24 protein-coding genes, 1 other RNA gene and 1 pseudogene are annotated in these 25,472 nt (G+C 43.0%); 15 read left to right on the top strand and 11 right to left on the bottom strand.

Annotation, left to right across the window (positions count from 1 at the left end; all coding sequences use genetic code 11):
- Nucleotides 1-17: 17 nt before the first annotated feature.
- A complete protein-coding gene (ribA, locus tag LQ983_RS01510; RefSeq protein WP_109127816.1) occupies nucleotides 18-671 on the bottom strand; it encodes a GTP cyclohydrolase II in 654 nt (217 codons plus the stop codon).
- A 75-nt stretch (nucleotides 672-746) separates the two neighbouring features.
- On the opposite strand from ribA, the gene LQ983_RS01505 reads away from it, so the two are divergent.
- On the top strand, nucleotides 747-1,487 hold the full coding sequence (locus LQ983_RS01505) for a phosphatase PAP2 family protein (RefSeq protein ID WP_230621405.1): 741 nt from the start codon (nucleotides 747-749) through the stop codon (nucleotides 1,485-1,487).
- A 60-nt stretch (nucleotides 1,488-1,547) separates the two neighbouring features.
- Complete coding sequence (gene nagK, locus LQ983_RS01500) at nucleotides 1,548-2,462, top strand: N-acetylglucosamine kinase (protein WP_230621404.1); 915 nt, start codon at nucleotides 1,548-1,550, stop codon at nucleotides 2,460-2,462.
- Nucleotides 2,463-2,518: 56 nt separating this feature from the next.
- Here the strand turns inward: nagK and LQ983_RS01495 are convergent, their stop codons facing one another.
- Nucleotides 2,519-3,103 carry a DUF1439 domain-containing protein gene (locus LQ983_RS01495; RefSeq protein ID WP_230621403.1) on the bottom strand — a complete coding sequence of 195 codons (585 nt, stop codon included), beginning with the start codon at nucleotides 3,101-3,103 and terminating at the stop codon, nucleotides 2,519-2,521.
- 84 nt (nucleotides 3,104-3,187) lie between these two features.
- Between LQ983_RS01495 and LQ983_RS01490 the strand changes: the two genes are divergently transcribed.
- From LQ983_RS01490 to LQ983_RS01480, 3 genes are all read left to right on the top strand, one after another.
- A complete protein-coding gene (locus tag LQ983_RS01490; RefSeq protein WP_230621402.1) occupies nucleotides 3,188-3,844 on the top strand; it encodes a hypothetical protein in 657 nt (218 codons plus the stop codon).
- A 66-nt stretch (nucleotides 3,845-3,910) separates the two neighbouring features.
- Complete coding sequence (locus LQ983_RS01485; RefSeq protein WP_230621401.1) at nucleotides 3,911-4,648, top strand: lipopolysaccharide kinase InaA family protein; 738 nt, start codon at nucleotides 3,911-3,913, stop codon at nucleotides 4,646-4,648.
- Entirely contained in the window at nucleotides 4,649-4,771 is a 123-nt protein-coding gene (locus tag LQ983_RS01480) for a lipoprotein (protein WP_230621400.1), read from the top strand.
- Between the two features lie 41 nt (nucleotides 4,772-4,812).
- On the opposite strand, the gene LQ983_RS01475 is transcribed toward LQ983_RS01480, so the two are convergent.
- Both LQ983_RS01475 and tesB read right to left on the bottom strand, forming a co-directional pair.
- On the bottom strand, nucleotides 4,813-5,685 hold the full coding sequence (locus LQ983_RS01475) for a ferritin-like domain-containing protein (RefSeq protein WP_230621399.1): 873 nt from the start codon (nucleotides 5,683-5,685) through the stop codon (nucleotides 4,813-4,815).
- A 16-nt stretch (nucleotides 5,686-5,701) separates the two neighbouring features.
- Nucleotides 5,702-6,568, bottom strand: a complete 867-nt coding sequence (gene tesB, locus LQ983_RS01470) for an acyl-CoA thioesterase II (protein ID WP_230621398.1) — start codon at nucleotides 6,566-6,568, stop codon at nucleotides 5,702-5,704.
- A gap of 135 nt (nucleotides 6,569-6,703) precedes the next feature.
- Between tesB and ffs the strand changes: the two genes are divergently transcribed.
- An RNA gene (gene ffs / locus LQ983_RS01465) (signal recognition particle sRNA small type) lies at nucleotides 6,704-6,802 on the top strand.
- A gap of 23 nt (nucleotides 6,803-6,825) precedes the next feature.
- Here ffs and cydC read toward each other — a convergent pair.
- From cydC to LQ983_RS01445, 4 genes are all read right to left on the bottom strand, one after another.
- Nucleotides 6,826-8,559: a cysteine/glutathione ABC transporter ATP-binding protein/permease CydC gene (cydC, locus tag LQ983_RS01460; protein WP_230621397.1), complete on the bottom strand. Its 1,734-nt coding sequence runs from the start codon at nucleotides 8,557-8,559 to the stop codon at nucleotides 6,826-6,828.
- The gene (gene cydD / locus LQ983_RS01455; protein ID WP_230621396.1) at nucleotides 8,559-10,322 is read right to left on the bottom strand and encodes a cysteine/glutathione ABC transporter permease/ATP-binding protein CydD; all 1,764 of its coding nucleotides are present in this window, start codon (nucleotides 10,320-10,322) and stop codon (nucleotides 8,559-8,561) included. The genes cydC and cydD overlap by 1 nt, the downstream gene beginning before the upstream one ends.
- Nucleotides 10,323-10,417: 95 nt before the next feature.
- Nucleotides 10,418-11,374 (bottom strand): thioredoxin-disulfide reductase, encoded by a 957-nt coding sequence (gene trxB, locus LQ983_RS01450; RefSeq protein WP_111305632.1) that lies wholly within the window; start codon nucleotides 11,372-11,374, stop codon nucleotides 10,418-10,420.
- Nucleotides 11,375-11,427: 53 nt separating this feature from the next.
- Nucleotides 11,428-12,285, bottom strand: coding sequence for a co-chaperone YbbN (locus LQ983_RS01445; protein ID WP_111305633.1), 858 nt, complete (start codon nucleotides 12,283-12,285; stop codon nucleotides 11,428-11,430).
- 404 nt (nucleotides 12,286-12,689) lie between these two features.
- Here LQ983_RS01445 and LQ983_RS01440 point away from each other — a divergent pair, with 404 nt between their 5' ends.
- On the top strand, nucleotides 12,690-14,216 hold the full coding sequence (locus LQ983_RS01440; RefSeq protein ID WP_230621395.1) for a catalase: 1,527 nt from the start codon (nucleotides 12,690-12,692) through the stop codon (nucleotides 14,214-14,216).
- 197 nt (nucleotides 14,217-14,413) lie between these two features.
- Here the strand turns inward: LQ983_RS01440 and LQ983_RS01435 are convergent, their stop codons facing one another.
- Both LQ983_RS01435 and LQ983_RS01430 read right to left on the bottom strand, forming a co-directional pair.
- Entirely contained in the window at nucleotides 14,414-14,782 is a 369-nt protein-coding gene (locus LQ983_RS01435) for a rhodanese-like domain-containing protein (RefSeq protein WP_230621394.1), read from the bottom strand.
- A gap of 207 nt (nucleotides 14,783-14,989) precedes the next feature.
- A pseudogene (locus LQ983_RS01430) lies at nucleotides 14,990-16,282 on the bottom strand (type I restriction endonuclease subunit R); the annotation flags it as partial.
- Between the two features lie 142 nt (nucleotides 16,283-16,424).
- Between LQ983_RS01430 and LQ983_RS01425 the strand changes: the two are divergent.
- The 4 genes from LQ983_RS01425 to LQ983_RS01410 are packed head-to-tail and all read left to right on the top strand — an operon-like array spanning nucleotide 16,425 to nucleotide 19,317.
- Nucleotides 16,425-16,646 carry a helix-turn-helix transcriptional regulator gene (locus LQ983_RS01425; RefSeq protein WP_230621393.1) on the top strand — a complete coding sequence of 74 codons (222 nt, stop codon included), beginning with the start codon at nucleotides 16,425-16,427 and terminating at the stop codon, nucleotides 16,644-16,646.
- A 1-nt stretch (nucleotide 16,647) separates the two neighbouring features.
- Nucleotides 16,648-18,642, top strand: coding sequence for a HaeIII family restriction endonuclease (locus LQ983_RS01420; protein WP_230621392.1), 1,995 nt, complete (start codon nucleotides 16,648-16,650; stop codon nucleotides 18,640-18,642).
- 57 nt (nucleotides 18,643-18,699) lie between these two features.
- Complete coding sequence (locus LQ983_RS01415) at nucleotides 18,700-18,918, top strand: hypothetical protein (protein WP_230621391.1); 219 nt, start codon at nucleotides 18,700-18,702, stop codon at nucleotides 18,916-18,918.
- A gap of 3 nt (nucleotides 18,919-18,921) precedes the next feature.
- On the top strand, nucleotides 18,922-19,317 hold the full coding sequence (locus LQ983_RS01410) for a DDE-type integrase/transposase/recombinase (protein WP_230621390.1): 396 nt from the start codon (nucleotides 18,922-18,924) through the stop codon (nucleotides 19,315-19,317).
- Between the two features lie 195 nt (nucleotides 19,318-19,512).
- Here the strand turns inward: LQ983_RS01410 and LQ983_RS01405 are convergent, their stop codons facing one another.
- A complete protein-coding gene (locus tag LQ983_RS01405; RefSeq protein ID WP_230621389.1) occupies nucleotides 19,513-20,334 on the bottom strand; it encodes a D-hexose-6-phosphate mutarotase in 822 nt (273 codons plus the stop codon).
- A gap of 71 nt (nucleotides 20,335-20,405) precedes the next feature.
- Here LQ983_RS01405 and LQ983_RS01400 point away from each other — a divergent pair, with 71 nt between their 5' ends.
- The 4 genes from LQ983_RS01400 (at nucleotide 20,406) to fadD (ending at nucleotide 25,421) form a co-directional block, all read left to right on the top strand.
- Nucleotides 20,406-22,352, top strand: a complete 1,947-nt coding sequence (locus LQ983_RS01400; RefSeq protein WP_230621388.1) for an ATP-dependent DNA helicase — start codon at nucleotides 20,406-20,408, stop codon at nucleotides 22,350-22,352.
- A 2-nt stretch (nucleotides 22,353-22,354) separates the two neighbouring features.
- Nucleotides 22,355-23,077, top strand: a complete 723-nt coding sequence (gene tsaB / locus LQ983_RS01395) for a tRNA (adenosine(37)-N6)-threonylcarbamoyltransferase complex dimerization subunit type 1 TsaB (RefSeq protein ID WP_230621387.1) — start codon at nucleotides 22,355-22,357, stop codon at nucleotides 23,075-23,077.
- A gap of 31 nt (nucleotides 23,078-23,108) precedes the next feature.
- The gene (locus LQ983_RS01390) at nucleotides 23,109-23,663 is read left to right on the top strand and encodes a Slp family lipoprotein (protein ID WP_230621386.1); all 555 of its coding nucleotides are present in this window, start codon (nucleotides 23,109-23,111) and stop codon (nucleotides 23,661-23,663) included.
- A 66-nt stretch (nucleotides 23,664-23,729) separates the two neighbouring features.
- A complete protein-coding gene (gene fadD, locus LQ983_RS01385; protein WP_230621385.1) occupies nucleotides 23,730-25,421 on the top strand; it encodes a long-chain-fatty-acid--CoA ligase FadD in 1,692 nt (563 codons plus the stop codon).
- Nucleotides 25,422-25,472 lie beyond the last annotated feature (51 nt).

Genomic DNA, 25,472 nt, shown 5'->3' with positions numbered 1-25,472 from the left:
TATGTCATGTGAGGCTGTTATTTTTTCGGCACTTCTTCTTGGCAATACGGGCATTCCATTAAATGTTGTTCACCGTTATGCACGATAAAATGGCCCATTTTTTTTGCTTTGGTATCTAAATAAGCCGTGTTATAGCGGTTTTCGCCAACATTCAACGGCACGCGTTCTACCACATTGATACCAGATTGTTTCATGGTTTCAATTTTTTCCGGATTATTGGTGAGTAAGCGAATTTGTTTGACGCCTAATAAATCGAAAATGTCTGCACACACGCTAAAATTACGTTCATCCGCAGCAAACCCTAAAGCCAAATTTGCCTCAATGGTGTCCATGCCTTTATCTTGTAAAGAATAAGCGCGGATTTTGTTAATTAAGCCAATGCCGCGACCCTCTTCACGGTGATAAATCAATACGCCACGACCTTCTTGTTGAATTTGGCGTAATGCCGCAGCAAGCTGGAAGCCGCAGTCACATTTTAAACTATGCAATGCATCGCCGGTGAGGCATTCGGAATGGATGCGTGCTAAGACGGGTTCTTCTGAATGGCTAATGTCGCCCAAGACTAAGGCAACATGTTCTTTTTTCGTATCGGGAAATTCAAATCCCACGATTTTAAAAAGTCCGAATTCTGTGGGTAAATTTGCTTGGGCAACGAGTTCAATTTTTGCCATAACGTATCCTTATTTTGTCCTTATTCTTTTTCTTTTGCCGGGTTCTGGTGATAAAATGGCGGTTCAATTTTATCTATGGTTATGAATATGTTAAAAAGGTTGTCATTATATACACTATTGCTTTGTCTTGTCCCTCTTTTTGTCTGGTTGTTCTCTTGGCAGTGGAGTGGCAGTCTCATTTTTGAAGACTACGAGCATCCTTTATATTGGTTGACAGAAAGTGGGAGTGTGCCTTACGCCATTATCACTTGCGGCGTTTTTGCGTTGCTTTTTTTACCATTATTTCCTCAGCGAAAACAATGGATTTTAGCTGTTGCTGTAATGGCTTTTTCAATGATTGTGACACAAGGATTGAAATCCGGGTTGAAAAACGCGTTTACTGAGCCTCGACCTTTTGTGACTTATGTTGCTGACCAAACCGGCACAAGCACCGAGGCTTTTTATGCGCAAGATCGTAAAGCTCGGGCGCAATTTGTTGAGCAATTTTATCAAACGCAAGCATCTGTACCAGACTGGATAAAAGGGCATTATGCGAGCGAAGTGGGCTATTCTTTTCCATCGGGGCATACGATTTTTGCGGCCAGCTGGCTTATGTTAACGGTAGGATTCGTACAATTAATCGGTAATCGAAAAGGGCGTGCAAAATTATTAATTGCATTTATGAGCGGTTGGGCGGTGTTGATGTTGGTCAGTCGTTTACGTTTCGGCATGCATTATCCGATTGATTTATTGATTTCCGTGTTAATTGCGTGGTTAGTACATTGGGTAATTTTTGCATTTTTAGCGAAAAAACAGTATTTCCAAAAAACGGAATAAGCGGCTAAAAGTGCGGTAGGTTTTTCAGGTATTTGTTAACTCGTGTAAAAGGAGAAGCGTATGTTATACGGGCTTGATATTGGGGGCACCAAAATTGAATTAGCGGTGTTTAATTCTCAGTTAGAGAAGCAATATAGCGAGCGGGTGGAAACACCGAAAAACAGCTATGAAGATTGGTTGAATGCCATTGTTAATTTAGTGAAGAAAGCCGATGTAAAATTTGGTTGCAAAGGTTCAGTGGGATTAGGTATTCCTGGCTTTGTGAATCAAGCTACCGGCATCGCTGAAATTACCAATATTCGCGTAGCAGACAATAAACCTATTTTGCGTGATTTGTCCGCGCTGTTAGACCGTGAAGTTCGGGCTGAGAATGATGCAAACTGTTTTGCCTTATCGGAAGCTTGGGATGCTGAAAATGCACAATATCCTTCTGTATTAGGCTTGATTTTAGGCACCGGTTTTGGTGGCGGATTTGTGTTGAATGGCAAAATTCACTCAGGGCAAACGGGCATGGCGGGTGAATTGGGGCATTTGCAACTTAACTACCACGCCTTGAAATTACTCGGTTGGGATAAGGCGCCGATATATGATTGTGGTTGCGGCAACAAAGCATGTTTGGATACTTATTTGTCCGGTCGTGGTTTTGAAATGCTATACCGTGATTTGAAAGGCGAAGCGTTACCGGCAAAAGAGATCATTCAACGTTTCTATGCGGGCGATAAAAGTGCGGTGGATTTTGTCGGCGTTTTTGTGGAGCTTGCTGCGATTTCTATCGGCAACATTATCACAGCTTTCGATCCGCATCTTGTGGTGCTTGGCGGGGGATTATCCAATTTCGATTATTTATACGAAGCGTTGCCAAAAGCGTTACCTCCGCATTTGATGCGTAGCGCCAAAGTACCGGTGATTAAAAAAGCCAAATACGGTGATTCTGGCGGCGTACGTGGTGCGGCTGCATTGTTTTTATCCCGCTAATGATGATTAAAAATAAAAAGGCTGAATTTATTTCAGCCTTTCTTTTTTCTTTGAGATTATGGTTTTAACAAATTATCAATGGTTTCGACTTCCAGTCTGCCTTGTTCTACACGAATGGCTTTGGCGACTTGCTTGATCATTTTATCCCGAGGATTCTTTTCATCCAGCGTATAAATCGGTGTACTGCTCAAGTAAGCGGAAATATTACTGGCAAGTAGGGGAATGAGGTTTTGCACTTGCCCCATATACTGTTGTGGCGAGCCGGACCAACGAAGCACACGAATATCTTTCAAATAGACGGCGCCTTTTTGTGCATCATAATAAGGCACCGTGTCGAAGGTGAGATTCAGTTTTGCAGAAAATTTATCGGTAGGGAGTTGAAATAAACCATCGATAATGCCGTTTAATTCCAATCGTTTTTCTGCCGTTTGCCCAATTTTGGCGCTGAAATCATGCAGGTTGTAGTCCACGCCGGCGAGCCCCGGAATGCCATAACTGTTTTTATAATGATTGTGTTGTTTGAGTAATTGGTTAATTTCACTTTCGCCGATAGCCAGGGCAAAAGCGGAAGTTGAGCATGTGAATGTCAGTAAACAGGCAAAAATGAAAGCGATGCCTTTTTGTTTTAACCATGTAAACATAGATGTTCTCCAATGCGTAAGGTTTAAAAAAAATCAAAAAACGGTTAAACTAGACCGCACTTTTACTGGTTTCAGGAGTTTTTTATGCGTCAATATATCGTCAAAGCGACACTCGTTGCTTCAATATGTTCTTCAATGCTATTGCTCTCTGCGTGCGGATCTTTATTTTCGTCGAACAACATGCGCAAACCGGGAGCGGTGGTTGAGGCTGGCTCAACATCAGCACCAACGTTTGATGTTAATGCTTTTGTGCAAAAAGCGGAAACATTGCCACGCTTTGAATATATGCACAACAATACCCATTATGTCGCGTATCTTAATGGACAACCGGAATTGATTAAAGTTACGCACGACGGTGAGAATAAATTATTTTTCTATAAGGCCGGAAAAGTGTCTGCTGTGCAAGAAAACGGGAAAGTGTACAGCGTAAACAGTGCTAATGAATCGCATAACGCGTTCGTCGCCGAAGGGGCTAAATTACACAAAATGTTGGGAACAAACAGCGCAGACAAAGGCGCTGCCAACGTAAAAACCGGCAATGATGCCAAATTGAATTACCTTTGCATCGCTAAAATTCAGCAGGTTGCACAAACGTCACGGGTATTTCGCAGTTCAGCGAATCATGCTAAAAGCGATGTGCGTCTTACCGCGGATGTTCGTTTGAACGGCAATCAATTTTATAAAATGGATTGTCAATTAGCCGGTGATCGTGTAGCTAAATTAAGTTTAATTAAAAAATAGCACAGGCTATTTGCTTAAAAGTGCGGTTAATTTTGACCGCACTTTATGTTTGTGGGGAACGAAAATATGTCGCAATTATCCGCATTACCTTTTGAGGAATATGTTCAGCAAGTGCTTGCCGAGCATAAAGGTGAGCGCGTATATCATTTTACTTATAACGATAAAGATTTTTGGTTGAAACAACCGGAACAATTACACGGTGTGTGGCATTTTTTGAAGCCGAAACCGAAACAAGCCTTTAAAAACGAAATTCAAAGTTTGCAATATCTTGCGGAACATGATGCGCCGGTGCCGCATCTTGAAATGTTTGGTGAGGATTTCTTGGTGTTGGAAGACGGCGGGAACAGTGTGGCCCATTGGATGGGGCTTCATCTTTCCGAACAACAAAAACGTGTTATTTTATTGGATGCGGCGGTGGCATTGGCTGCATTACATCAGCAAGGGTTGGTGCACGGACGTCCGGCGATTCGCGATATTCTATGGCGTGATGGTCAAGTGTTGTTTATTGATTTTGAAGTGAATGCGACTAAGCGGGCTTTAAGTAAGCAAAAAGCGCGAGATTTGTTGCTATTTATCTATAATTTATGTCGTGAAGATGAATTATCCGATGAGATGATTTGTGATGTTATGCGAAAATACCGTGAATGTTGTGAGCCACAGGAGTGGCTGGATATGTTGGCATCCGTAGAGCATTATCGTTGTATTTACTATTTATTGTTGCCCTTTAAATCTATCGCCAAGCGCGATCTTATCGGGATTTATCGACTATACCGGAATATTGAACAAGTGAAAAAGGAGGACTAAATGAAAAAAATCATCATGACATTATTTATTGTTTTGAGTCTCAGCGCCTGTTCCGTCGGTGTCGGTGTTGGTGGCGGTTCTAATGGCGTCGGAGTTGGCGTTGGCACTGGCGTTCGATTCTAAAAAAAATGCCCGATAATATTTCTTATCGGGCATTTCATTTTTTACTGTTTAACATACGACTTTAATGTCTGTTCCACTTCATAAATCCAATCTAATTCATGTTGCGTGAACCCTGCTTGTAAACGGGCATCAGTATTGATTACCCCTTTAAAAATGACAATTCGATATTTATGCAGCAATTCGGTAAAGCATTTCATGGCATCCAATCCTCGTTTGGCGGAAAGCGCGTGATACCAATGATTGCCGATATAAACGTGCCCGATCTCATCCGTTAAAATCACATCTAAAATCTTGACGGCAGCCATATCTTTACGTTGTGCAATTTTTTCTTGCAATATAGGCGTGGCATCCAGTCCGCGAGCTTCCAGTACACGTGGTACTAATGCCATTCGTTCCCAAATATCATGCGCGGTTGCCTGTGCCATTTCCCATAAACCGGCATGGGCTTCAAAATCGCCATATTGATATCCAAGGGTCTGCAAATGCGCGTTGACTAAGGAAAAGTGTGTACTTTCTTCACGTGCGACACGTAGCCAATCCTTTACAAATGCCATGCCTTCGCCTAATTCTTGTTGCGCATTTCGGCCAAAACGCCAAGCGGCATCTAAGCCCAAATTAATGGCATTAAATTCAATATGTGCAATGGCGTGTAAGGTGGCAGCATAACCTTCCTCTGTGGCGAAAGAACGTTTCGGCACATCTTTCGGTGCAACGAGCAGTGGCTTCTCCGGAATACCGGCAAGATCCATTTCAGGTGTCACTTCCGGAAAATCGGATAATTCCGCCAATTTAATCTGCGGTAATAGCTCATCATAAAGATGATTCACTAAGCGGCATTTTTCTAACGGATCTGTGGTTTGCAGTGCCGTGGTAACGGCATGCCAAAAATCTTGAGCGGCATAAAGTGCGGTCATTTTTTCCCCTCGTTTTTTATTGTTCTTCCGGAACGTAACGAATTAAACCTTCTTGTTGTGTGGTCGCAATTAATCTGCCATCTGCCGCAAAAAATTGGCCACGAGCAAGGCCGCGGGCAGCGTAGGCGTTGTTACTTTCGATGGCATAGAGCAACCAATCATTCATATCGAACGGGCGATGGAACCAAATAGAATGGTCGATGGTGGCGACTTTCATGCCTTTTTGTAAAAAGCCTTTTTCATGGGGATGAAGTGCGGTCAAAATGCAATGAAAATCGGAGAAATAGGCAAGCAGACATTGTTGAATGTGATAGTCTGTCGGTGCTTTGCCATTGGTACGTACCCAAGAGTATTGTTGTGGAGGCAGTTTATGTCCGCGGAACGGATTATTTAAATATTTGGTACGAATATCAAAGGGACGCTCTGCCGTAAATTTATCGCGTACGGCTTCCGGAATGGTTTGTGCCATTTGCTGAATGACTGAGCTTTCTGACATGAGGGTATCAGGTGCTTCCACTTTTGGCATTTCGCTTTGGTGTTCAAAGCCTTGTTCCAGCGTTTGGAAAGAGGCGGTAATGTGACAAATCGGTGATTTATGTTGAATGGCTTTTACCCGCATTGCCGTGAAATTTCTGCCCTCGCGTAAAATTTCGACATCATAAATAATCGGATATTGACTGTCGCCCGGCGAGAGAAAATAGGCGTGGCAAGAATGTAAAAAACGATCTTGAGGGGCGACTTGAATCGCAGCAGAAAGCGCCTGCGCCACGACTTGACCACCGAACACTTGGCGAAACCCGAGATCTTGGCTTGCGCCGCGAAAAAGTAAATCGTCGATTTTTTCCAGTTTTAACAGTTCGATAAGTTGGTTAAGTGCGGTCATGATTTTCCTCGTTTGTTTAAAGTTCAGGCTGTTCTGATGTGATCCGGAGATAACATTTGCAATTCAATAGGGCTTATTGCATAATGCGAAGCCTTAATCGCGCTATCAAATCTTGCGGTTAATTCAATGGAAACCTTTTCGGTCCCTCGCAATGAAGTCTGGTTTACCAGGTCAGGTTCGGAAGAAAGCAGCCAGAGTCAGAATTTTCGTGTGCCGAGACTAAGCCGGAAAGGTTTCCACCTTTCCAGCCTTTCCTTTTAAATACGTTGTGTCAGTTGCTTGAAAAAGCCATTTTCTTTATTGATCAATTCGCTGTACGAACCTTGTTCAATTAATCGACTGTTATCGATCACCACAAGTTGATCAAATTGCTCAATGGCGGTTAAACGGTGTGTCACCATAATCAAGGTTTTACCGACACTATGTGCCAAAATCGCTTGCAGAATATTACGTTCGGTTTCGCGATCCAAACCTTCTGTCGGTTCATCTAAGAGTAGGATCGGCGCATCATTTAATAACACACGCGCTAAGCCTAAACGACGTTGTTCACCGCCCGATAACGGACGACCGCCGTCTCCCAGCCATAAATCTAATCCTTGTTCTTGATTCACTAATTTTTCCAAGCCCACTTGTTGTAGCACAGCAACCATTTTTTCATCGCTTAATGGTGCATGGTTAGCCAGTTGCAAGTTGTTACGCAACGTATCGCTAAACACATGCACGCGTTGGGTTAAGAAACAAAATTGTTGGCGTAAACTGCTTTCGCTATAGGCTTGAATGCGATTGCCGGCGAATAAGATTTCTCCTTGGTTGGCATCATAATTGCGTACCAATAATTGAAGTAGCGTCGATTTGCCGCTACCGGTTTTTCCTAAAATGGCAAGTTTTTCACCGGCTTCAATAGAGAGATTTAAGTCCACTAATGCCGGGTTATCACGTTGCGGATAAGTGAAATGAACGTGATTAATTTGCAATAACGGCGCTTGAGTTTGGTTTTCAACAATTTGCGTGCCGGAAAAATCTACCAGTGGTTGCTGTTCGATAATATCCGTTACCCGTTCAGCCGACGCGACCATTTGCCCGATATGCAAAAATGCAGCGCCGATAGGCATCAGAATTTCAAAGGAGGCGAGGGCGGCAAAAGCAAACAAGCCAATTAATGCAGCACGGTATTCATCGCTGCCCAAATCCACTTGGGCGGCAAACCACATCACAATACATAACACCAAGCCGTTGGCGAACAACAAAAGTGCGGTGGAAAATCCCGATAAATTCGCTTCCTGTTGTTGATAGGCTTGCCATTGCTGTTCGGTTTGGCTTAATTTCCCTTTTAGTTTTTCTTCCCCGTTAAATAACAATAATTCTGCTTGTGCCTGAATAAATTCCACAAATTGCGTGCGGTACAGAGCGCGCGATTGGGTTAATTTTGCGCCGAATTTATTGCCTAAATGGTAAAAAATGGTTGGAATCACCAATAATAATGTCAGTAACGTGAGACCAAGGAACAGCGCAAGTGGCACATGAACAAAGCTTAATCCAATGGTAATAAATGTAATCACCACAATGGCACTGATAAACGGTGCAATCAGGCGAAGATAAAGTCCGTCCAAGGTATCCACATCGGCAACCAAGCGGTTTAATAAATCACTGTTACGATAGCGATTGAGCACGCCCGGGCTTAATGGAATAATTTTGCTAAACACTTGCACGCGTAATTTGGCTAGCACGCGGAAGGTGGCGTCATGGGTAACGACTTTTTCAAAATAGCGTGCCACGGTACGCCCGATGGCTAAACCGCGTACGCTGGCAGACGGATAGAAAAAGTTAAACAGCGAATCTAAACCGGCAATCGCGGTCGCCGCGAGGAACCAACCGGAAAGGGTAAGCAACCCGATGCTGGAGGCAAGTCCTAAAATCATTAACAAACCACCGAAAATTAATGGTAGTTTGGCAAATTTAAATAAACGAATAAAAGGCAATAAAGCACGCATTAGTTAATATCCTGTTGTCGTTGTGCCAATAATTCGGCGAAGAAACCTTGATGTTGCAGTTGGTCAAAATGCCCCTGCTGAATAATTTGTCCGTGGCGCATCACCAAAATGGTGTCGCATTGTTTCAGATCTTCAATGCGGTGGGTGATCATCGCGGTTGTTTGTTGGCGACTGATATGTTGCAAGGCTTGTAATACCTGATTTTCCGATTGCGCATCAAGGCTGGCAGTCGGTTCATCTAATAACAACAAATTGCCTTTACGCAGTAACGCACGAGCAACGGCCAAACGTTGTGCTTGTCCCACGGACACGCCAATGCCGCCTTCTTTAATTTCCGCGTCTAAGCCGATACGGTCGGTAAATTCTTTCGCTTGCGCTAAGGCTAACGCGTGATCAATTTCTTGTGCGGAAGCTTGAATGTCACCCAATAATAAATTCTCTTTAATTGTGCCTTGCAACAACAACGGGTTTTGTCCGACCCAGGCAATGTGTTTGCGCCATTGCGCTAAATCGACATCGCGCAGCTCTTGCCCGTTGATTTTCAAGCTGCCTTCATAAGGTAAAAAGCCCAAAATAGCATTAATTAGCGAGGTTTTCCCGGCACCGCTTTGCCCCACAATCGCGATGTGGCTCTGCGCCGGAATATGGAAATTCAGCGCCTCTGTTAGCGGTTTGCCTTGCGGCGACAAGACCACTACATTTTCACCTGAAATTTCCACCGCACTTTGGCTTTCAAATGCCGCTTTGCTGTCGCCTTGGGCGATTAAATAATCTTCTTCCAAGAAATCCACAATGGCATCTGCCGCACCAATACCGGCGGCACGGTCATGATAATAGGTGCCGAGGTCGCGTAATGGTTGATAAAACTCCGGTGCAAGAATGAGGCAAAAGAAACCGATAAAGAGCGTAATCGGTGTGTCGTAACTGCCGAATTCTACTTGCCCTAAATAACTGAAACCGAAATACACCGCCATTAATGCGATAGAAATCGAGGTAAAAAATTCCAACACGGCAGAGGAGAGGAATGCCATTTTCAAGACATCCATGGTGGTTTCGCGGAAATCTTCCGTGCTGTTTTCAATATGGCGGGTTTGCTCGGAAGTGCGGTCGAATAAACGTAAGGTTTCTAAACCGCGCAGACGATCGAGGAATTGACCGCTTAAACGCGCAAGGGTATCCATGTTCTTTTGGCTGCTGTCTGCTGCTGCTTTGCCCACCAAAATCATAAAGATAGGAATCAGCGGCGCGGTGCCCATTAAAATCAAACCGGCTGCCCAGTTCAACGGGAATACGGCAATCAGAATAATCATCGGTACAATGGCGGAAAGCGCTTGTTGTGGCAAATAGCGGGCGTAGAAATTATGCAAGTTTTCCACTTGTTCCAACATGATGGTTGCCCAGCTGCCGGCCGGTTTATTGTTAATCGTTGCAGGGCCAACTTGATGGATTTTATCCAAAATTTGCTGGCGAATAATATTCCGCAATAATTGACCGCACTTGAAGCCGATTTTTTCTCGGATCCACAAAATCAGCGCACGTAGCGCAAAGCCGACGACTAAGCCGATAAAGTAAGGCGCTAAGCCGGTGACCGGTTCGCCCAGAATAATGAGCTTATGCAGCAAAGAGGCCAAGAGATAAGTCTGCCCCACTAAAATCACTGAGGAGAACGTGGCGAGCAGAATGTTGAGATTCAAATATTTTTTAATCGGCGTTTGCTGTGTGCGAAGCCATTGTTGCAAATATTTTTGACGAGATTTATCCATAAGTTATGTTGTATCAGAAACAGAAAAACGGAAGGTGGGCGCTATTGCCCACCCTGTATTGCACAATGTGTTGTCTCGGTGCGATGACCGAACAGTTATGCTTTTTGCGCATCCAAATAACGCTCAGCATCTAATGCCGCCATGCAGCCGGTGCCGGCAGAGGTAATGGCTTGACGATAGTTGTGATCCATCACATCGCCTGCGGCAAAAACACCTTCCACAGACGTGGCAGTTGCGTTGCCGTCTAAACCGGATTTCACCACGATATAGCCGTTGTTTAATTCCAGCTGGTCTTGGAAAATTTCCGTATTCGGTGCATGGCCGATGGCCACGAAGACGCCGTCTAATGCGACCTCTTCCGTTGCTTCGGATTGCACGTCTTTCAAACGTACGCCGGTTACGCCCATGTTGTCGCCCAACACTTCATCTAAAGTGCGGTTGGTATGCAACACGATTTTGCCTTCTTCCACTTTTTTGTATAAGCGGTCGATAAGAATTTTTTCTGCGCGGAAACTGTCGCGACGGTGGATTAAATGCACCTCAGAAGCAATGTTGGCTAAATAGAGCGCTTCTTCCACAGCGGTGTTACCGCCACCGATGACGGCAACCGGTTTGTTGCGATAGAAGAAACCGTCACAAGTGGCACAAGCGGAAACGCCGCGACCTTTGAAGTTTTCTTCGGAAGGTAAGCCTAAATAACGGGCGGAAGCACCGGTGGCAATGATTAACGCATCGCAGCTAAAGGTTTGTGCATCGCCGTATAATTTGAACGGGCGAGAAGATAAATCTACGCGGTTAATGTGATCGAAGACGATCTCGGTCTCGAATTTTTCTGCGTGTTGCAACATTCTTTGCATTAATTCAGGGCCGGTCGTTTCACCGAAATCACCCGGCCAGTTTTCAATTTCACTGGTGGTAGTGAGTTGTCCGCCTTGTTGTAATCCGGTGACGAGTACCGGTTTTAAATTGGCGCGTGCCGCATAAATAGCCGCAGTGTAACCGGCAGGGCCGGAACCTAAAATGAGTAATTGCGCGTGTTTCATATCCGACATAATCAATCCTTATCAACTTGAAATTTGTGGGCGGTATTATAGAAGATTTCCCATCAGTACAACAACGAATAGAGCAATCGGCGGTATTTATTGGTTACCGGATCGTTGTTGCCGATGGCGGCTAAAATGGATAAAAATTCCTGCTTGATTTTGCCGTCTTCCGCGCCTAAATCTTGACGTAAAATGGTAAATAACAACTCCAAGGCTTCTTCGTTGCGGTTGGCTTGGTGTAATTGCAATGCCAATTTCAACGCAAGATCATGGGTTGGCTGTTTTGCAAATTCTTCCTGTAATTGTTGAATCTCCGGTGTATCTGCGGCTTTAATCAACAAGTCAATTTGCGCTTGTAATCCTTGCCAGCGACTGTCGCGATCTTGCAAGGGGATTTTGTTCAAAATCTGCTGTGCCGGCTCAGTTTTTTTCATGGCGATATAGGTTTCCGCATAGAGCAGTGCGATATCGCTATTTTTCTGATCAGACAACTCCCACGCCTCTTTCAACAACGGCAACGCTTGATCATAATTTTCCACCGCAAGCAAATCCAATGCCTGATTAAATTTGATTTCTTCCTCTTTCGGCAAAATCGCACTCAAACGCTGTTGCAAGGTAGTGTTATCCAACGCGCCTTGAAAGGCATCCAACGCTTGCCCGTCTCTAAACAAATAAGTGGTCGGCAAGGCTTGAATACGAAACTGCGCCGCCACCATTTGTTCTTTCTCACAATTCACTTTGGCTAACACAAATTGCCCTTGGTATTGGTTGGCATAATTTTCCAAGGTTTTCACAAACGCCACAGAATCCGCATGGCTTGGCGCGTAAAACGTGATCACCAAAGGATGATGTTGTGAAAGCTGTAAAATTTCGTTGAGATTTTGCTCGTTGAGGTCACGAATGGCAGGAAAATCAGTCATGTTCTTCTCTTGTTTTGAATGAAATGAATGGCGCGCATTATAGCAAAGTGCGGTGGGATTTTTTAGTGTTTTTCCGGATTGGGCAATCGCGCGTTTCTTGAAGAAAGAGGATGCATGTAAACAGTTCAAAGGTTAGACGGATGTTATTTGAAAAAGCGAAAATACCTGAAAATTTGACCTCACTTTGAAACGTAAAAATGTTGTTTTGAAATAAAGTGTTACCAAAAGAATTAATAAAATTTTTGTTAGAAAGGCTTTTTGAAACGTTATGAATACGTGAAGATGAAAAATTACCTTTGATAGGGTTTTTGAATTAATTTAATAGATTTTAATTGGTAAAACCTTTCTATATTATGCTTGGCGATATTTACTTCAAGCTAATACTATTTATTAAGGAGTTTTCTATGAGTGCTAAATGCCCTTTTTCTCATTTAACCAGCACGCCTTTAACGATGGGTAACGGCGCGCCTGTTGCCGATAACCAAAACAGTTTAACTGCCGGTCCACGCGGTCCGTTACTTGCACAGGATTTATGGCTAAATGAAAAATTAGCAGATTTTGTGCGTGAAGTGATTCCGGAGCGTCGTATGCACGCGAAAGGTTCCGGTGCATTTGGTACCTTTACTGTCACACACGACATTACTAAATATACTCGCGCAAAAATTTTCAGTGAAGTCGGCAAAAAAACAGAAATGTTCGCACGCTTTACGACCGTTGCGGGAGAACGTGGTGCTGCAGATGCGGAACGCGATATTCGTGGTTTTGCTTTAAAATTCTATACCGAAGAAGGTAACTGGGACTTAGTGGGTAACAACACCCCGGTATTCTTCTTACGTGATCCGCGTAAATTCCCAGATTTAAACAAAGCGGTAAAACGTGATCCGCGCACGAATATGCGTTCAGCCACTAACAACTGGGACTTTTGGACATTATTGCCTGAGGCATTGCACCAAGTCACTGTTGTCATGAGTGATCGCGGTATTCCGGCAAGCTATCGCCATATGCACGGTTTCGGTTCACATACTTACAGTTTCTGGAACGAAGCGGGCGAACGTTTTTGGGTGAAATTCCACTTCCGTACCCAACAAGGCATTAAAAACTTAACCGATGCAGAAGCGGCTGCTGTTATCGCAAATGACCGTGAAAGTCATCAACGCGATTTGTATGAAGCGATTGAACGAGGTGATTTCCCGAAATGGACGTTATACGTACAAATTATGCCTGAAGCCGATGCGGAAAAAGTGCCTTACCACCCATTCGATTTAACCAAAGTATGGTCGAAAAAAGACTATCCATTAATTGAAGTAGGGGAGTTTGAACTTAACCGCAATCCGGAAAACTTCTTTGCTGATGTGGAACAATCTGCTTTTGCACCGAGTAACTTAGTGCCGGGGATCGGTGCAAGCCCGGATAAAATGTTGCAAGCGCGTTTATTCAACTATGCCGATGCACAACGTTATCGTTTAGGAGTGAATTACCGTCAAATTCCGGTAAATCGTCCACGTTGTCCGGTGCACAGCAACCAACGTGATGGTTTTGGTCGTGTTGATGGTAACTATGGTAGCTTGCCGCACTATGAACCGAATAGTTTTAATCAATGGCAACAACAACCGGATTTTGCCGAACCACCACTTCGTATTAATGGTGATGCCGCGCACTGGGATTTCCGTAACGATGATAACGATTACTTCAGCCAACCGCGTGCATTATTTAATTTAATGAATTCGGAGCAAAAACAAGCATTATTCAACAATACGGCTGCCGCGATGGGGGATGCACCTGATTTCATCAAATATCGTCATATTCGCAACTGTCATTGGTGTGATCCGGCGTATGGTGAAGGTGTCGCCAAAGCATTAGGCTTAACTGTTGAAGATGCTTTAAAAGCACGTGAGGTAGATCCTGCTTTAGGTCAACCAGGATTGTTGTAATTTCAGGTTTTAATGCATATAGGTTGAGCGACAAAAAAACACCTGAAAAACGGATTGGGCTTTATCATAAAAAAAACATCACCTGAAATCTTAATAGCCGTGATATGCAATTTTTCGATAGAGCTCAGTCAAAAATTACTTATAAAAAATCCCCTAAATTAAACATTTAGGGGATTTTTGTTTTTAATAAGGTATGATTATTTCATGCCTTTCTTAACCAAATCTTCATAACCGCCATGGTTGGTAACGTTGGTGTAACCTGCTTTTTTCAGTGCGTTTAACGCCACTTCTGCACGGCGGCCGCTGCGGCAGTAGAGGTTAACCGGGGCATCTTTATCCGGGCTAACGGATTGGATGCGTTCAAGGATTTGATCGTGTGGAATGTTCACCGCATCTTGTAAATGGCCTGCGTTAAATTCTTCGGCAGAACGAACGTCAATCCAAACGCCTTTTGTGTTTGCTTGCTGCGCCATCGCTTTTTCAGTTTCAGGCATAGAAGCAGCAGAGGCAGCTAAGGGCGCTGTCATCGCAGCAGCGAAAACGATCGCAGTCATCAATTTTTTCATGATTTAATCTCCTTTTATATGGATGGTTATGTGTTTTGAATCGCCCATTATGTTACTCACAAACACGGCAGTAATAAATGGCAAATTAGGCCCAAAATGAGATGTTTTATGAATTGTTTTGATAGGAAATTTTAGGGGATTTAGGCAGATCTCAAGCGATCAGAAGTTGAGTTTTGAAAAACATCTAAAAATCTGACCGCACTTTTTCTATCTAGCCAAAGCTCGTTGTAAACTCTGCGTCCAAGCAGTTCTAAATGCAGCATCTTTGGCAAAAAGTTTGTATAGCTCTAGTTCATCTCGGTGGCGTTCACTCATCACATCGCGCAAAATGGCTTGGAAAGCCAATTCACGGGTATGAACATCCGGGTTGTTTTGATATTTCTGCTCAAAGTCTTTATGGCTACGGATACGCTCGGTAATATTGATAAATTTTACCCGTTGCTCATCCGGTGTTGCGCTCCAATCTTGAAACCATCTTTCGTTAAATACACGAATAATTTCATCAATCGGATCTTTTTCTTTATCTTCACCATGTGTGCCGCGTGGATTTGGATTTTGTGGGTCAAGCTCCGTTTCTTCATCATCTAATTTAATGCTGTAATTCAATTTGGTACGCGCCAAGCCGTAAGAGCTTAAATCTACGGCATCTAAAATTTCATCAAATTCATCCATTGGATCCTGTACTTTTAATTTTGGTACTAAGAATTTGAGAAACCAATAGAGCTTTTCCCAAGCAATATTTTCAAAATTGATGATGGAGGCCATTTGCCCGTAGATTTTTAAAAACTGTTTTGCCTTGATTTTAAAATCAACTTTTTGGGTTGGCTCAAGCGCCAACTCATGGTCGAAACGTTGAACCGCCACATCAATCATACTGCTTAATTGCTGTGCGTCTTTATTGGCAAAATAGCCTTCAGTAAAGTCGTTGACCTCCGCTTGTTCATACACGCCGGTTTCATCCAACTGATCTTTTAAATCATGCAAGACATTGACATCGGTTGCTTGCGATAACGACGTAGAAGTATAAAACGGCTCAAATGCTTGCTGAATATCTTCAACGCTGTTAAAAAAGTCCAACACAAACAAATCTTCCGTGCGTTTACCCAACTTATTCGCACTGCGATTTAAACGAGATAAAGCTTGCACACAAAGTACGCCGGAGAGTTTCTTATCCACATACATGGCATACAATTTCGGCTGATCAAAGCCGGTCAGATATTTATTGGCGACCACCAATAGGCGATATTCATCTTTATCGAAATAATCTTTGGTTTCGCTTTCCGCAAACCCATTCATTTCTGCTTCGGTATATTCAACACCATCAACCACTTTACTGCCTGAAAACGCAATCGCAATTTTAAATGGATTACCTCGCTCAGCCAGCAATCGTTTTAATGCCTGAAAATAGCGGATGGCGGTTTCAATATTTTGCGTTACCACTATTCCCTTGGCTTTGCCTTTGAGTTTTTTACGGTTAAAGATTTGCTGGATAAAATGATCACGACAGTGGGTTTTAGGACTGCACCGAGTATTCTTTGTGTTATTATGTTCGAAAAAACAGAATATAATACTGCTTTAAGCTTGATTTATATGATATAATAGAAAAATATGATATTAAGATGGATAGGACCGGAGGATAATCATGTCGAAACTTAGCTATAAAAAATTATTTAAAAGATTGATAGATATAGAAATGAAGAATACAGAGCTTATGGATAAAGCTAAAGTGAGTAGAAGTACATTTTACAAGATAAAAAATGGTGAAAATGTAACCACTGATGTATTACTTAAAATATGTAATGTATTGGAATGTGATATTTCAGAGATTGTAGAATGTGTTAATGATTCTTCGGAGGTAATATAAGATGAATTTAGTTAGCTTGTTTTCGGGAGCTGGTGGATTAGATTTAGGTTTTGAAAAAGCTGGATTTAATGTGGTTGCGGCAAACGAATATGATAAAACGATATGGGAAACATATGAAAAAAATCATAAAACTAAACTTATAAAAGGAGATATTTGTAGAATTCCTTCAGATATGTTCCCTGACTGTGATGGAATTATAGGAGGACCGCCATGTCAATCATGGAGTGAAGCAGGTTCTTTAAAGGGCATCAATGACCCGAGAGGGCAATTATTTTATCAGTATATACGTATTTTGAAGGATAAACGCCCTAAGTTTTTCCTTGCCGAAAATGTTAAGGGGATGATGGCAAGACGACATAATGATGCCGTTGAGAATATAGTTTCTCAATTTGAAGAAGCTGGTTATGATGTCTTTATTCATTTGTTAAATGCAAGTGACTATGGTGTTCCACAAGACAGAAAAAGAGTTTTTTATGTGGGATTTAGGAAAGATTTGAAGGTTAAATTTGAACCACCAAGACCATATAAAAACAAATTAACTTTTAAAGATGCGATTTTGGACTTGAAGGATTCTGCAATACCGGCATTAGAGAGAAATAAAACTAATGGTAATAATTGCAAAGTTATGAATCATGAATACTTTGTCGGTGCGTACTCACCTATTTTTATGAGTAGAAATAGAGTTAGACGATGGGATGAACAGGCATTTACAGTTCAAGCTTCAGGAAGACAATGTCAGCTACATCCACAAGCACCAGTGATGCCTAAAGTAGAAAAAAATAAAAATATATTTGAACCTGGTAAGGAAGCACTATACAGAAGATTAACAGTGAGAGAGTGTGCAAGAATACAAGGGTTTCCAGATGATTTTAAATTCTATTATACGAATTTAAATGATGCCTATAAAATGATTGGTAATGCTGTGCCAGTAAATCTTGCATTTGAAATGGCTAAAGCAATTTTATCTGCTTTAGATAATTCAAGTGTAAATAGTAATCTATTAAAAACTGGTACAGAGGATTTTAATTGGAGGTTAGTCATGAGCAATAAAAGTAATAATCAAGGAAGAGCATATGAGTTCTCCTATTTAATTACATTATTTGAAGAAATATCTAAAACAAGACCAGTAAAGATAGAAGAAAATAGTAGTTACTTTGCAGCAGAAAGAGCATGGAATACTTTAACTGACTCTGAAAAGACAATATATAAAGTTAGTGCCTTGGCAGGGGTCAACACTATATTTGACCTTGAACCTTTGATTTTAGATGATGGAGACGATGAGCTTGAACTAAAAATTCAATCGGATGATAAAGGTAAGGAAGGCGATGTAAGAGATGTCTTGATTATTAGACGAGGTATTGAATGGGAAATAGGTTTAAGTGTTAAGCATAATCATTTTGCTGTTAAGCATAGTAGGCTGTCAAAGAACTTAGATTTTGGTAGAAAATGGTATGGGGTAGATTGTTCCGAACAATATTGGAAAGAGATTAAACCTATATTTGAATATCTTGATGTTGAGAAACAAAAGGACTCCAAGTGGAGCGATTTACCTAATAAAGAAGATGATGTATATGTTCCACTATTAAATGCATTTAAAGGGGAATTAGAGAGACAAAACTGCTTGTTTGGTAAAGATATTCCTAGACTTATGGTGGAGTATTTACTTGGAGAATTTGATTTTTATAAAGTTATTGGAATTGATAGCAAACGAACAACTCAAATACAAAGTTATAATTTAAGAGGTACTTTAAATAAGCAAGGGAATAAGAAAAAGAGAAGCATTGAATTACCAATATCAATACTTCCAACACGAATTGTAAGTTTAGATTATAAGCCATGTAGTAAAAACACATTGGAATTATATCTTGATGGTGGTTGGCAATTTAGTTTCAGAATTCATAATGCTTCGACTAAAGTAGAATCGAGTTTGAAATTTGATGTACAAATTATAGGTATGCCTGCAACTATAATTTCTATAGATTGTAGATGGAAATAGAGGGATTTATTGAAACGGAAAGGCATCTTTATTGGACTCTATTTGATTCAAAAATTAATGAAACAGCAGGAATTATTCAGCAAACAGCCGCAAAAATGGCAAAATCAGAATAAAGAGAATGGACAGATTTTTGCCAATCATTTGAACCGTGAGTTTACACCGAATACTGATAAAACGACGGTGCTTTGTGGCGATACGACCTATCTTAAAGTCAATGGGATTTGGTGCTATTTAGCGGTGGTGATTAATCTCTGCAACCGCCAAGTGGTGGGTTAGAAGTTGAGCCGTCATCATGACAGCGAATTAGTTGTAGATGCTTTGCATCACGCGATGCTGAATGTCAAAAAGACGGCAAAAATGATTTTCCATTCAGACCAAGGCAGCATTTATGGTAGCAAGGTATTTTGCAAAACGGCACAAGACTATGGTTTAATCCAAAGCATGAGTCGCCGAGGTAACTGTTGGGATAATGCTCCAATGGAGCGTTGGTTCCGCAGCTTTAAATATGAATGGATGCAAGAGGGCGGCTATCTAAGGGCAAGCGATGGACGATATGAGAGATTATGTGATGTATTACAATTTTGTTCGCCCACATCGTTACAATCAAGGTTTGCCACCTGTTTTAACAAAAACAACCTATCGGGGACTGTTGAATTAGTTGATCACTACAAATAACACCTAACTCCCTAGTGATAGATAGTGAAAGTAAATCAGGTCGATTTTTTTTCTGATACTGATAAAAGTATCTTTCCTAATGAGCTTATTTCCCAATGGCTCGGCACTTCCCCCAGCCATTCCACACCCGAATCTTTGTAACTCTCGTATCGTCTCATTTGCAAAAAATCCTTAAAATCTGACCGCACTTTTGTTTTACTTCACACACAATCTCACCGCCACGGTTTCGCCAGCCTCAAGAGCGCGATGGATTCGCGCGGTTTCTACGCACACCATGGTTTGATAGCCGTTTTCTGACATGCTGCTTGTGGCTTTGTGCCATGGGTTCCATAACACCACATCGCTGGCATTTTGATGTGTCACGAATAGGGTGCGTTGGTTGGCTTGGTCGTGAATTTCCGTTGGCTGTTGTGGCGCGGTATAAATGCAATCCACGTTTTCATTGATAGTGCGTGGTGAAGGCACAGTTTCTTGCGATTGGGTCAGGGAGTTAAAACAGGTTGTTGGCAGGTTGACGATCGTCGTATTGGCGATGTTGCCAATGTTGAAATAACTGTGTAGCGCCAGTTGCACGTTTTCCATGCCAACGTCGCCGTAATGGGTAAAGCGTAGGTCGCAATATTCGGTGAATAGCATTTCGATTTTAGCCAAGATGATGTTGTGTTTGGAAAACAACGAAAAAACCAACCGCACTTTGTCGTTGTTAATCTCGTAGTCGCTTAATTGCCATAGGCTGGTACGGGCGAAACCGTGCGCCGGCGTGCCGGCATTACCAAACCATGGGTAGCAAATAGGAATGCCGCCGCGAATAGCGTTGCCGGCTTTAAAGGGCTCGATGTCACTTAACCACAATACGTCTTGTTTGCTGTGCGCCGGTTGCCAGCTGAATAAATGCGCCCCTTGTAAGGCGATTTTTGCGGTGCCGACGGCGTGGTGTAAATGTAAAACGGGAATGTCGTTGTAAGCATATAAGCTCAATTCCGGTGTGATTTGTTGTTGTAATTGAATGTTCATCATCTTGTCCTTGTTGATTCAGAAAGAAGGGGAAATCTGCTATACTGTGCCGACTTTTTAACAGGTGAAAAATAATGGCGTATTCAAAACAAATTAGCAAGGCGTTTTCCCCAGACGGTGCATTGAGCGCCCATATCAAGGGCTTTCGTCCCCGCGCAGAACAGGTCGACATGGCGACGGCGGTGGGCAATGCCATTGAACAGCAAGGGGCGTTAGTGGTGGAAGCCGGTACGGGGACGGGCAAAACCTTTGCGTATTTGGCGCCGGCATTATTGGCGAAAAAGAAAACCATCATTTCCACCGGTTCCAAAAACTTGCAAGATCAGTTGTTCAATCGCGACTTACCCGCTATTCAAAAAGCCCTCGGGTACAGCGGCAAAATTGCTTTGCTCAAAGGGCGTGCCAATTATTTATGTTTAGAACGTTTGGAGCAGGTGATTGCGCAAGGCGTGCTGGGTGACCGCAGTGTGCTGCATGATTTATCCAAAGTGCGCAAATGGCGTAATGCCACGAAGACCGGCGATTTATCCGAATGTATTGAAATTGCCGAGGATAGCCCGATTTTGCCTCAACTCACCAGTACGGCGGAAAGTTGTTTGGGGAGTGATTGCCCGAATTATGCGGATTGTTTTGTGGCATTGGCGCGTAAAAAAGCGTTGAATGCGGATTTGGTGGTGGTCAATCATCACTTATTTTTTGCCGACATGGCAGTGAAAGAAAATGGCTTCGGCGAATTGATCCCGAATGCAGAAGTGATTGTGTTTGATGAAGCGCACCAACTGCCTGATATCGCCAGCCAATATTTCGGTCAATCGGTGACATCCCGCCAACTTTTTGATTTATGTAAAGACATTCAAATTACCTACCGCACCGAAGTGAAAGACATGAAACAGCTTGGTGTGGCGGCGGATCAGCTGTTAAAAATCGTGCAGGATTTCCGTTTAATGTTGGGAGAGGGGAATTTGCGCGGTAACTGGCGGCAAATGCTGCAACAAAGTGCGGTCAAAAAAGCCTTTGATTTTTTATTGGAAAAACTGAATTTCACCGCCGAAGTGGTGAAATTAGGCTTGGGGCGTTCACAAACGCTGGACAGCATTTTTGAGCGCATTGCCCAGTTACAAAATTTACTTAAACGCCTGACGGAAACAGAAATTACCGGCTATTGCTATTGGTTTGAATGTATCGGTCGCCAGTTTGGGCTGCATATTACGCCGCTTACTGTAGCGGATAAATTCGGTGAGCAAATGGCAAAACAAAAATGCGCCTGGATTTTCACCTCTGCCACCTTGGAAGTGGGCGGTACTTTTGCCCATTTTTGCCAGCGTTTAGGCATTCAACAGGCTGCGCAGAAAATTCTGCCAAGCCCCTTTAATTATGCAGAGCAATCCTTGCTATGCGTGCCACGTTATCTACCGGCAACCAATCACAGCGGCACGTTCACTCAATTAGGCAAGATGTTACTGCCGATTATCGAAGCCAACCAAGGCCGTTGTTTTGTGCTTTGTACGTCGTACGCCATGATGCGTAGCCTGGCGGATTATTTTCGTGAAAACAGTGAACTGACGATTTTATTGCAGGGCGAAACGGCAAAAACGACGCTGTTGGAACAATTTATTTCGCAATCGCACAGCGTGCTGGTGGCCACCTCCAGTTTTTGGGAGGGCGTGGATGTGCGGGGCGATGCGTTGTCGCTGGTGATTATCGATAAATTGCCGTTTACTGCGCCTGATGAGCCTTTGCTGAAAGCCCGCATTGAAGATTGCCGTTTGCAAGGGGGCGATCCGTTTAATGATATTCAAATTCCCGAAGCGGTGATTACCTTGAAGCAGGGCGTAGGGCGGTTAATTCGTGATGTGACCGATCGCGGTGCTGTGATTATTTGCGATAACCGCTTGGTGATGCGACCTTATGGGGAAACCTTTTTGCGCAGTTTGCCGAATTTTAAACGTACGCGGGATTTGCACAAAGTGGTACAATTCTTAACAACGTTAAAGACAGACGATAACAACGAATCAATATAAATATGAAAAATGTCACATTATTAGCTTTAGATACCGCAACAGAGGCTTGTTCTGTTGCTTTGTTACGCGTCGGTGAAAAAACACATTTAGCGCAATTTGCGCAGCGTGAACACACCAAACATATTTTGCCGATGGTGGATGAAATTTTGGCACAAGCAGGCATTACGCTGCATCAAGTGGATGCCTTGGTTTTCGGTCGTGGTCCGGGCAGTTTTACCGGCGTGCGCATTGGTGCTGGTATTGCTCAAGGCTTAGCCTTTGGGGCTGATTTGCCGGTGATTCCAGTGTCCAATTTAGCCGCAATGGCACAAGCTGCCTATGTGCAATATCAGGCGGAAAATGTATTGACGGCGATTGATGCGCGTATGAATGAAGTGTATTTCGCCCAATGGCAGGCGCAAAAAGTGCGGTCAGATTTCGGCGAGTTTTTAGATTGGCAACCGGTTATTGCCGAGCAGGTGTGCAGCCCGTCAAAAGCCATTGAGCAGGTGGTTCAACAACATCATGAAAATGCCGTTTTAGCAGGAACCGGCTGGGCGGCTTATCCTGAATTAAGCGACGCGAATCTTGGTAAAGCGACAGAGATCACCTTACCTTCTGCGTTATATATGCTGGATTTGGCATTGCCAAAATGGTTTGCCGGCGAGACCATCGGCCCGTTGGAGATTGAGCCGATTTACTTACGCAATGAAGTGACGTGGAAGAAATTGCCAGGGCGAGAATAGATTTTAATCACCTTTTGAGAGGAGCATTAAAATGAGCAAAAAAATAGGGTTAATATTGACCGCACTTTCTCTTGTTTTAACCGGTTGTGTATCGGCACCGCAAGGGTTAGAGCCAAAACAATTTGATGCGTTAAATTTAAATAACATCCAACCGCAAGATTACGACTGCCGTTGTGTCAAAGTGCGTCTGGGCGGCAAAGTGATTTCTGCCACCGCCTTAAAAAATCAGACAAAAGTGGAAGTATTAAATCAAACGGTCGCGTATTTCTCTGCAAAACCGATGATTGATAGCCACAGTAATGGGCGCTTTATTGCCTACTTAAACGGCTTTGTGGATCCGGAAAACTTAAAAGATCAATACATTACCGTTGCCGGTGTGCTAAGTGGCAAAGAGCAGGGCAAAATTGATCAAGCGGATTACAGCTATCCGGTGGTGCAAGCTCGTCAATATCGTCTTTGGAAGCTTGTGCAAGAATATTATTACGATCCGGACGACATGTATGATTACGGGCCGTTTTACCCATACGGCTGGTGGGCGCCGAGATTCATGTGGGCTGAACCACGCCTCCGCTATAATTTGTATTAAGTTTGGGCGGAATGTTAGAATTCCGCCTCATTTTATAAAAATAAAGAAAAAAGATAAGGAATCATCATGACTAAACCTTGGTTTCAAAATTATCCGGAAGGTTCTGAGCGTGAGTTGGACACCTCAGAATATGATTCGATTTTAGATATGTTTGATAAAGCGATTCGTGAACATCCTGACCGTGCCGCTTACATTAATATGGGACAAGTTTTAACGTTTCGTAAATTAGAAGAACGCAGCCGTGCTTTTGCAGCCTATTTGCAAAATGAATTGAAGTTGGAGCGTGGTGAGCGTGTGGCATTAATGATGCCGAATTTATTGCAATATCCAATCGCGTTATTTGGGATTTTACGTGCCGGTCTTGTGGTGGTGAACGTGAATCCGCTTTACACGCCACGCGAGTTGGAACACCAGTTGCAAGACAGTGGCGCCAAAGCCATTGTGGTGGTGTCTAACTTTGCTTCTACCTTAGAAAAAATCGTTTTTAACACTTCCGTGAAACATGTGATTTTGACCCGTATGGGCGATCAGTTGTCTTTCGGTAAACGCACATTAGTGAACTTCGTGGTGAAATACGTGAAGAAACTCGTACCAAAATATAAGTTGCCGAATGCGGTCACCTTCCGTGAAGTGTTGAGTGTCGGTAAATATCGTCAATATGTGCGTCCGCAAATAGAACGCAATGATTTGGCCTTTTTGCAATACACAGGTGGCACTACAGGCGTCGCGAAAGGCGCGATGTTGTCGCACGGTAATATTATCGTGAATGTATTCCAAGCCAAGTGGATTGCTCATCCTTTTGTGGGTGATCGTAGTCGTGAACGATTAGCCATTTTGGCCTTGCCGTTGTATCACGTTTTTGCCCTCACCGTGAACTGCTTGTTGTTTATTGAATTGGGGGTGACTGCCGTATTAATTACGAACCCGCGTGATATTCCGGGTTTTGTAAAAGAACTGAAAAAATATCCGTTTGTGGCGATTACCGGCGTGAATACCTTGTTTAACGCCTTGTTAAACAATGACGAGTTGAAGAGCGTGAATTTCTCTGCCTTAAAACTTTCTGTGGGCGGTGGCATGGCGATTCACCAATCCGTTGCCACTCGTTGGCATGAATTGACCGGTTGTAACATTATTGAAGGTTACGGCATGACAGAATGCTCTCCGTTAATTGCGGCATGCCCGGTGAATGTAGTGAAGCATAACGGCAGTATTGGTGTGCCGGTGCCGAACACCGATATTCGAATTGTGAAAGAAGACGGTTCTGAAGCGGCTCTCGGTGAAGCCGGGGAGTTGTGGGTGAAAGGCGAACAGGTGATGCAAGGGTATTGGCAACGTCCGGAAGCCACCGCAGAAGTGATCAAAGACGGTTGGATGGCAACCGGTGATATTGTGATCATGGATGAAAGTTACAGCTTGCGCATTGTGGATCGCAAAAAAGACATGATTTTGGTGTCCGGTTTTAACGTGTATCCGAATGAAATCGAAGATGTGGCGATGTTAAACAATAAAGTGGCTGAAGTCGCGGCAATCGGTGTACCAAATGACGTGTCCGGGGAAACCATCAAACTCTTCGTCGTGAAGAAAGAGGACAGTTTAACCCGCGATGAATTACGACAACATTGCCGCAAATATTTAACCGGCTATAAAATTCCAAAAGACATTGAGTTCCGTGAGGAATTGCCGAAAACCAACGTGGGTAAAATTTTACGTCGTGTTTTACGTGATGAAGAAATTGCGAAACGTGCGACAACTCCCTAAGTTATTTTATTAATCAATGCGAGAGAGAATGTCGCTTTACAGCACATTCTC

This window comes from Aggregatibacter sp. Marseille-P9115 (assembly GCF_920939465.1).
Lineage (GTDB): Bacteria > Pseudomonadota > Gammaproteobacteria > Enterobacterales > Pasteurellaceae > Aggregatibacter > Aggregatibacter segnis_B.
The sequence above is the reverse complement of the archived record's forward strand: the minus strand, read 5'-3'. Positions and strand labels throughout refer to the sequence as shown.

Bases quoted from the DNA above. Each gene is read 5' to 3' on its own strand.
- LQ983_RS01405 (WP_230621389.1), bottom strand. From the start codon at position 20,334: ATGATGAACATTCAATTACAACAACAAATCACACCGGAATTGAGCTTA.
- LQ983_RS01390 (WP_230621386.1), top strand. From the start codon at position 23,109: ATGAGCAAAAAAATAGGGTTAATATTGACCGCACTTTCTCTTGTTTTA.
- LQ983_RS01420 (WP_230621392.1), top strand. From the start codon at position 16,648: ATGAATTTAGTTAGCTTGTTTTCGGGAGCTGGTGGATTAGATTTAGGT.
- LQ983_RS01475 (WP_230621399.1), bottom strand. From the start codon at position 5,685: ATGACCGCACTTTATGCCGCTCAAGATTTTTGGCATGCCGTTACCACG.
- cydD (WP_230621396.1), bottom strand. From the start codon at position 10,322: ATGGATAAATCTCGTCAAAAATATTTGCAACAATGGCTTCGCACACAG.
- LQ983_RS01505 (WP_230621405.1), top strand. From the start codon at position 747: ATGGTTATGAATATGTTAAAAAGGTTGTCATTATATACACTATTGCTT.
- ribA (WP_109127816.1), bottom strand. From the start codon at position 671: ATGGCAAAAATTGAACTCGTTGCCCAAGCAAATTTACCCACAGAATTC.
- LQ983_RS01435 (WP_230621394.1), bottom strand. From the start codon at position 14,782: ATGAAAAAATTGATGACTGCGATCGTTTTCGCTGCTGCGATGACAGCG.
- LQ983_RS01480 (WP_230621400.1), top strand. From the start codon at position 4,649: ATGAAAAAAATCATCATGACATTATTTATTGTTTTGAGTCTCAGCGCC.
- fadD (WP_230621385.1), top strand. From the start codon at position 23,730: ATGACTAAACCTTGGTTTCAAAATTATCCGGAAGGTTCTGAGCGTGAG.
- LQ983_RS01485 (WP_230621401.1), top strand. From the start codon at position 3,911: ATGTCGCAATTATCCGCATTACCTTTTGAGGAATATGTTCAGCAAGTG.
- trxB (WP_111305632.1), bottom strand. From the start codon at position 11,374: ATGTCGGATATGAAACACGCGCAATTACTCATTTTAGGTTCCGGCCCT.
- LQ983_RS01445 (WP_111305633.1), bottom strand. From the start codon at position 12,285: ATGACTGATTTTCCTGCCATTCGTGACCTCAACGAGCAAAATCTCAAC.
- tsaB (WP_230621387.1), top strand. From the start codon at position 22,355: ATGAAAAATGTCACATTATTAGCTTTAGATACCGCAACAGAGGCTTGT.
- nagK (WP_230621404.1), top strand. From the start codon at position 1,548: ATGTTATACGGGCTTGATATTGGGGGCACCAAAATTGAATTAGCGGTG.
- LQ983_RS01400 (WP_230621388.1), top strand. From the start codon at position 20,406: ATGGCGTATTCAAAACAAATTAGCAAGGCGTTTTCCCCAGACGGTGCA.
- tesB (WP_230621398.1), bottom strand. From the start codon at position 6,568: ATGACCGCACTTAACCAACTTATCGAACTGTTAAAACTGGAAAAAATC.
- LQ983_RS01440 (WP_230621395.1), top strand. From the start codon at position 12,690: ATGAGTGCTAAATGCCCTTTTTCTCATTTAACCAGCACGCCTTTAACG.
- LQ983_RS01495 (WP_230621403.1), bottom strand. From the start codon at position 3,103: ATGTTTACATGGTTAAAACAAAAAGGCATCGCTTTCATTTTTGCCTGT.
- LQ983_RS01415 (WP_230621391.1), top strand. From the start codon at position 18,700: ATGAAACAGCAGGAATTATTCAGCAAACAGCCGCAAAAATGGCAAAAT.
- cydC (WP_230621397.1), bottom strand. From the start codon at position 8,559: ATGCGTGCTTTATTGCCTTTTATTCGTTTATTTAAATTTGCCAAACTA.
- LQ983_RS01425 (WP_230621393.1), top strand. From the start codon at position 16,425: ATGTCGAAACTTAGCTATAAAAAATTATTTAAAAGATTGATAGATATA.
- LQ983_RS01490 (WP_230621402.1), top strand. From the start codon at position 3,188: ATGCGTCAATATATCGTCAAAGCGACACTCGTTGCTTCAATATGTTCT.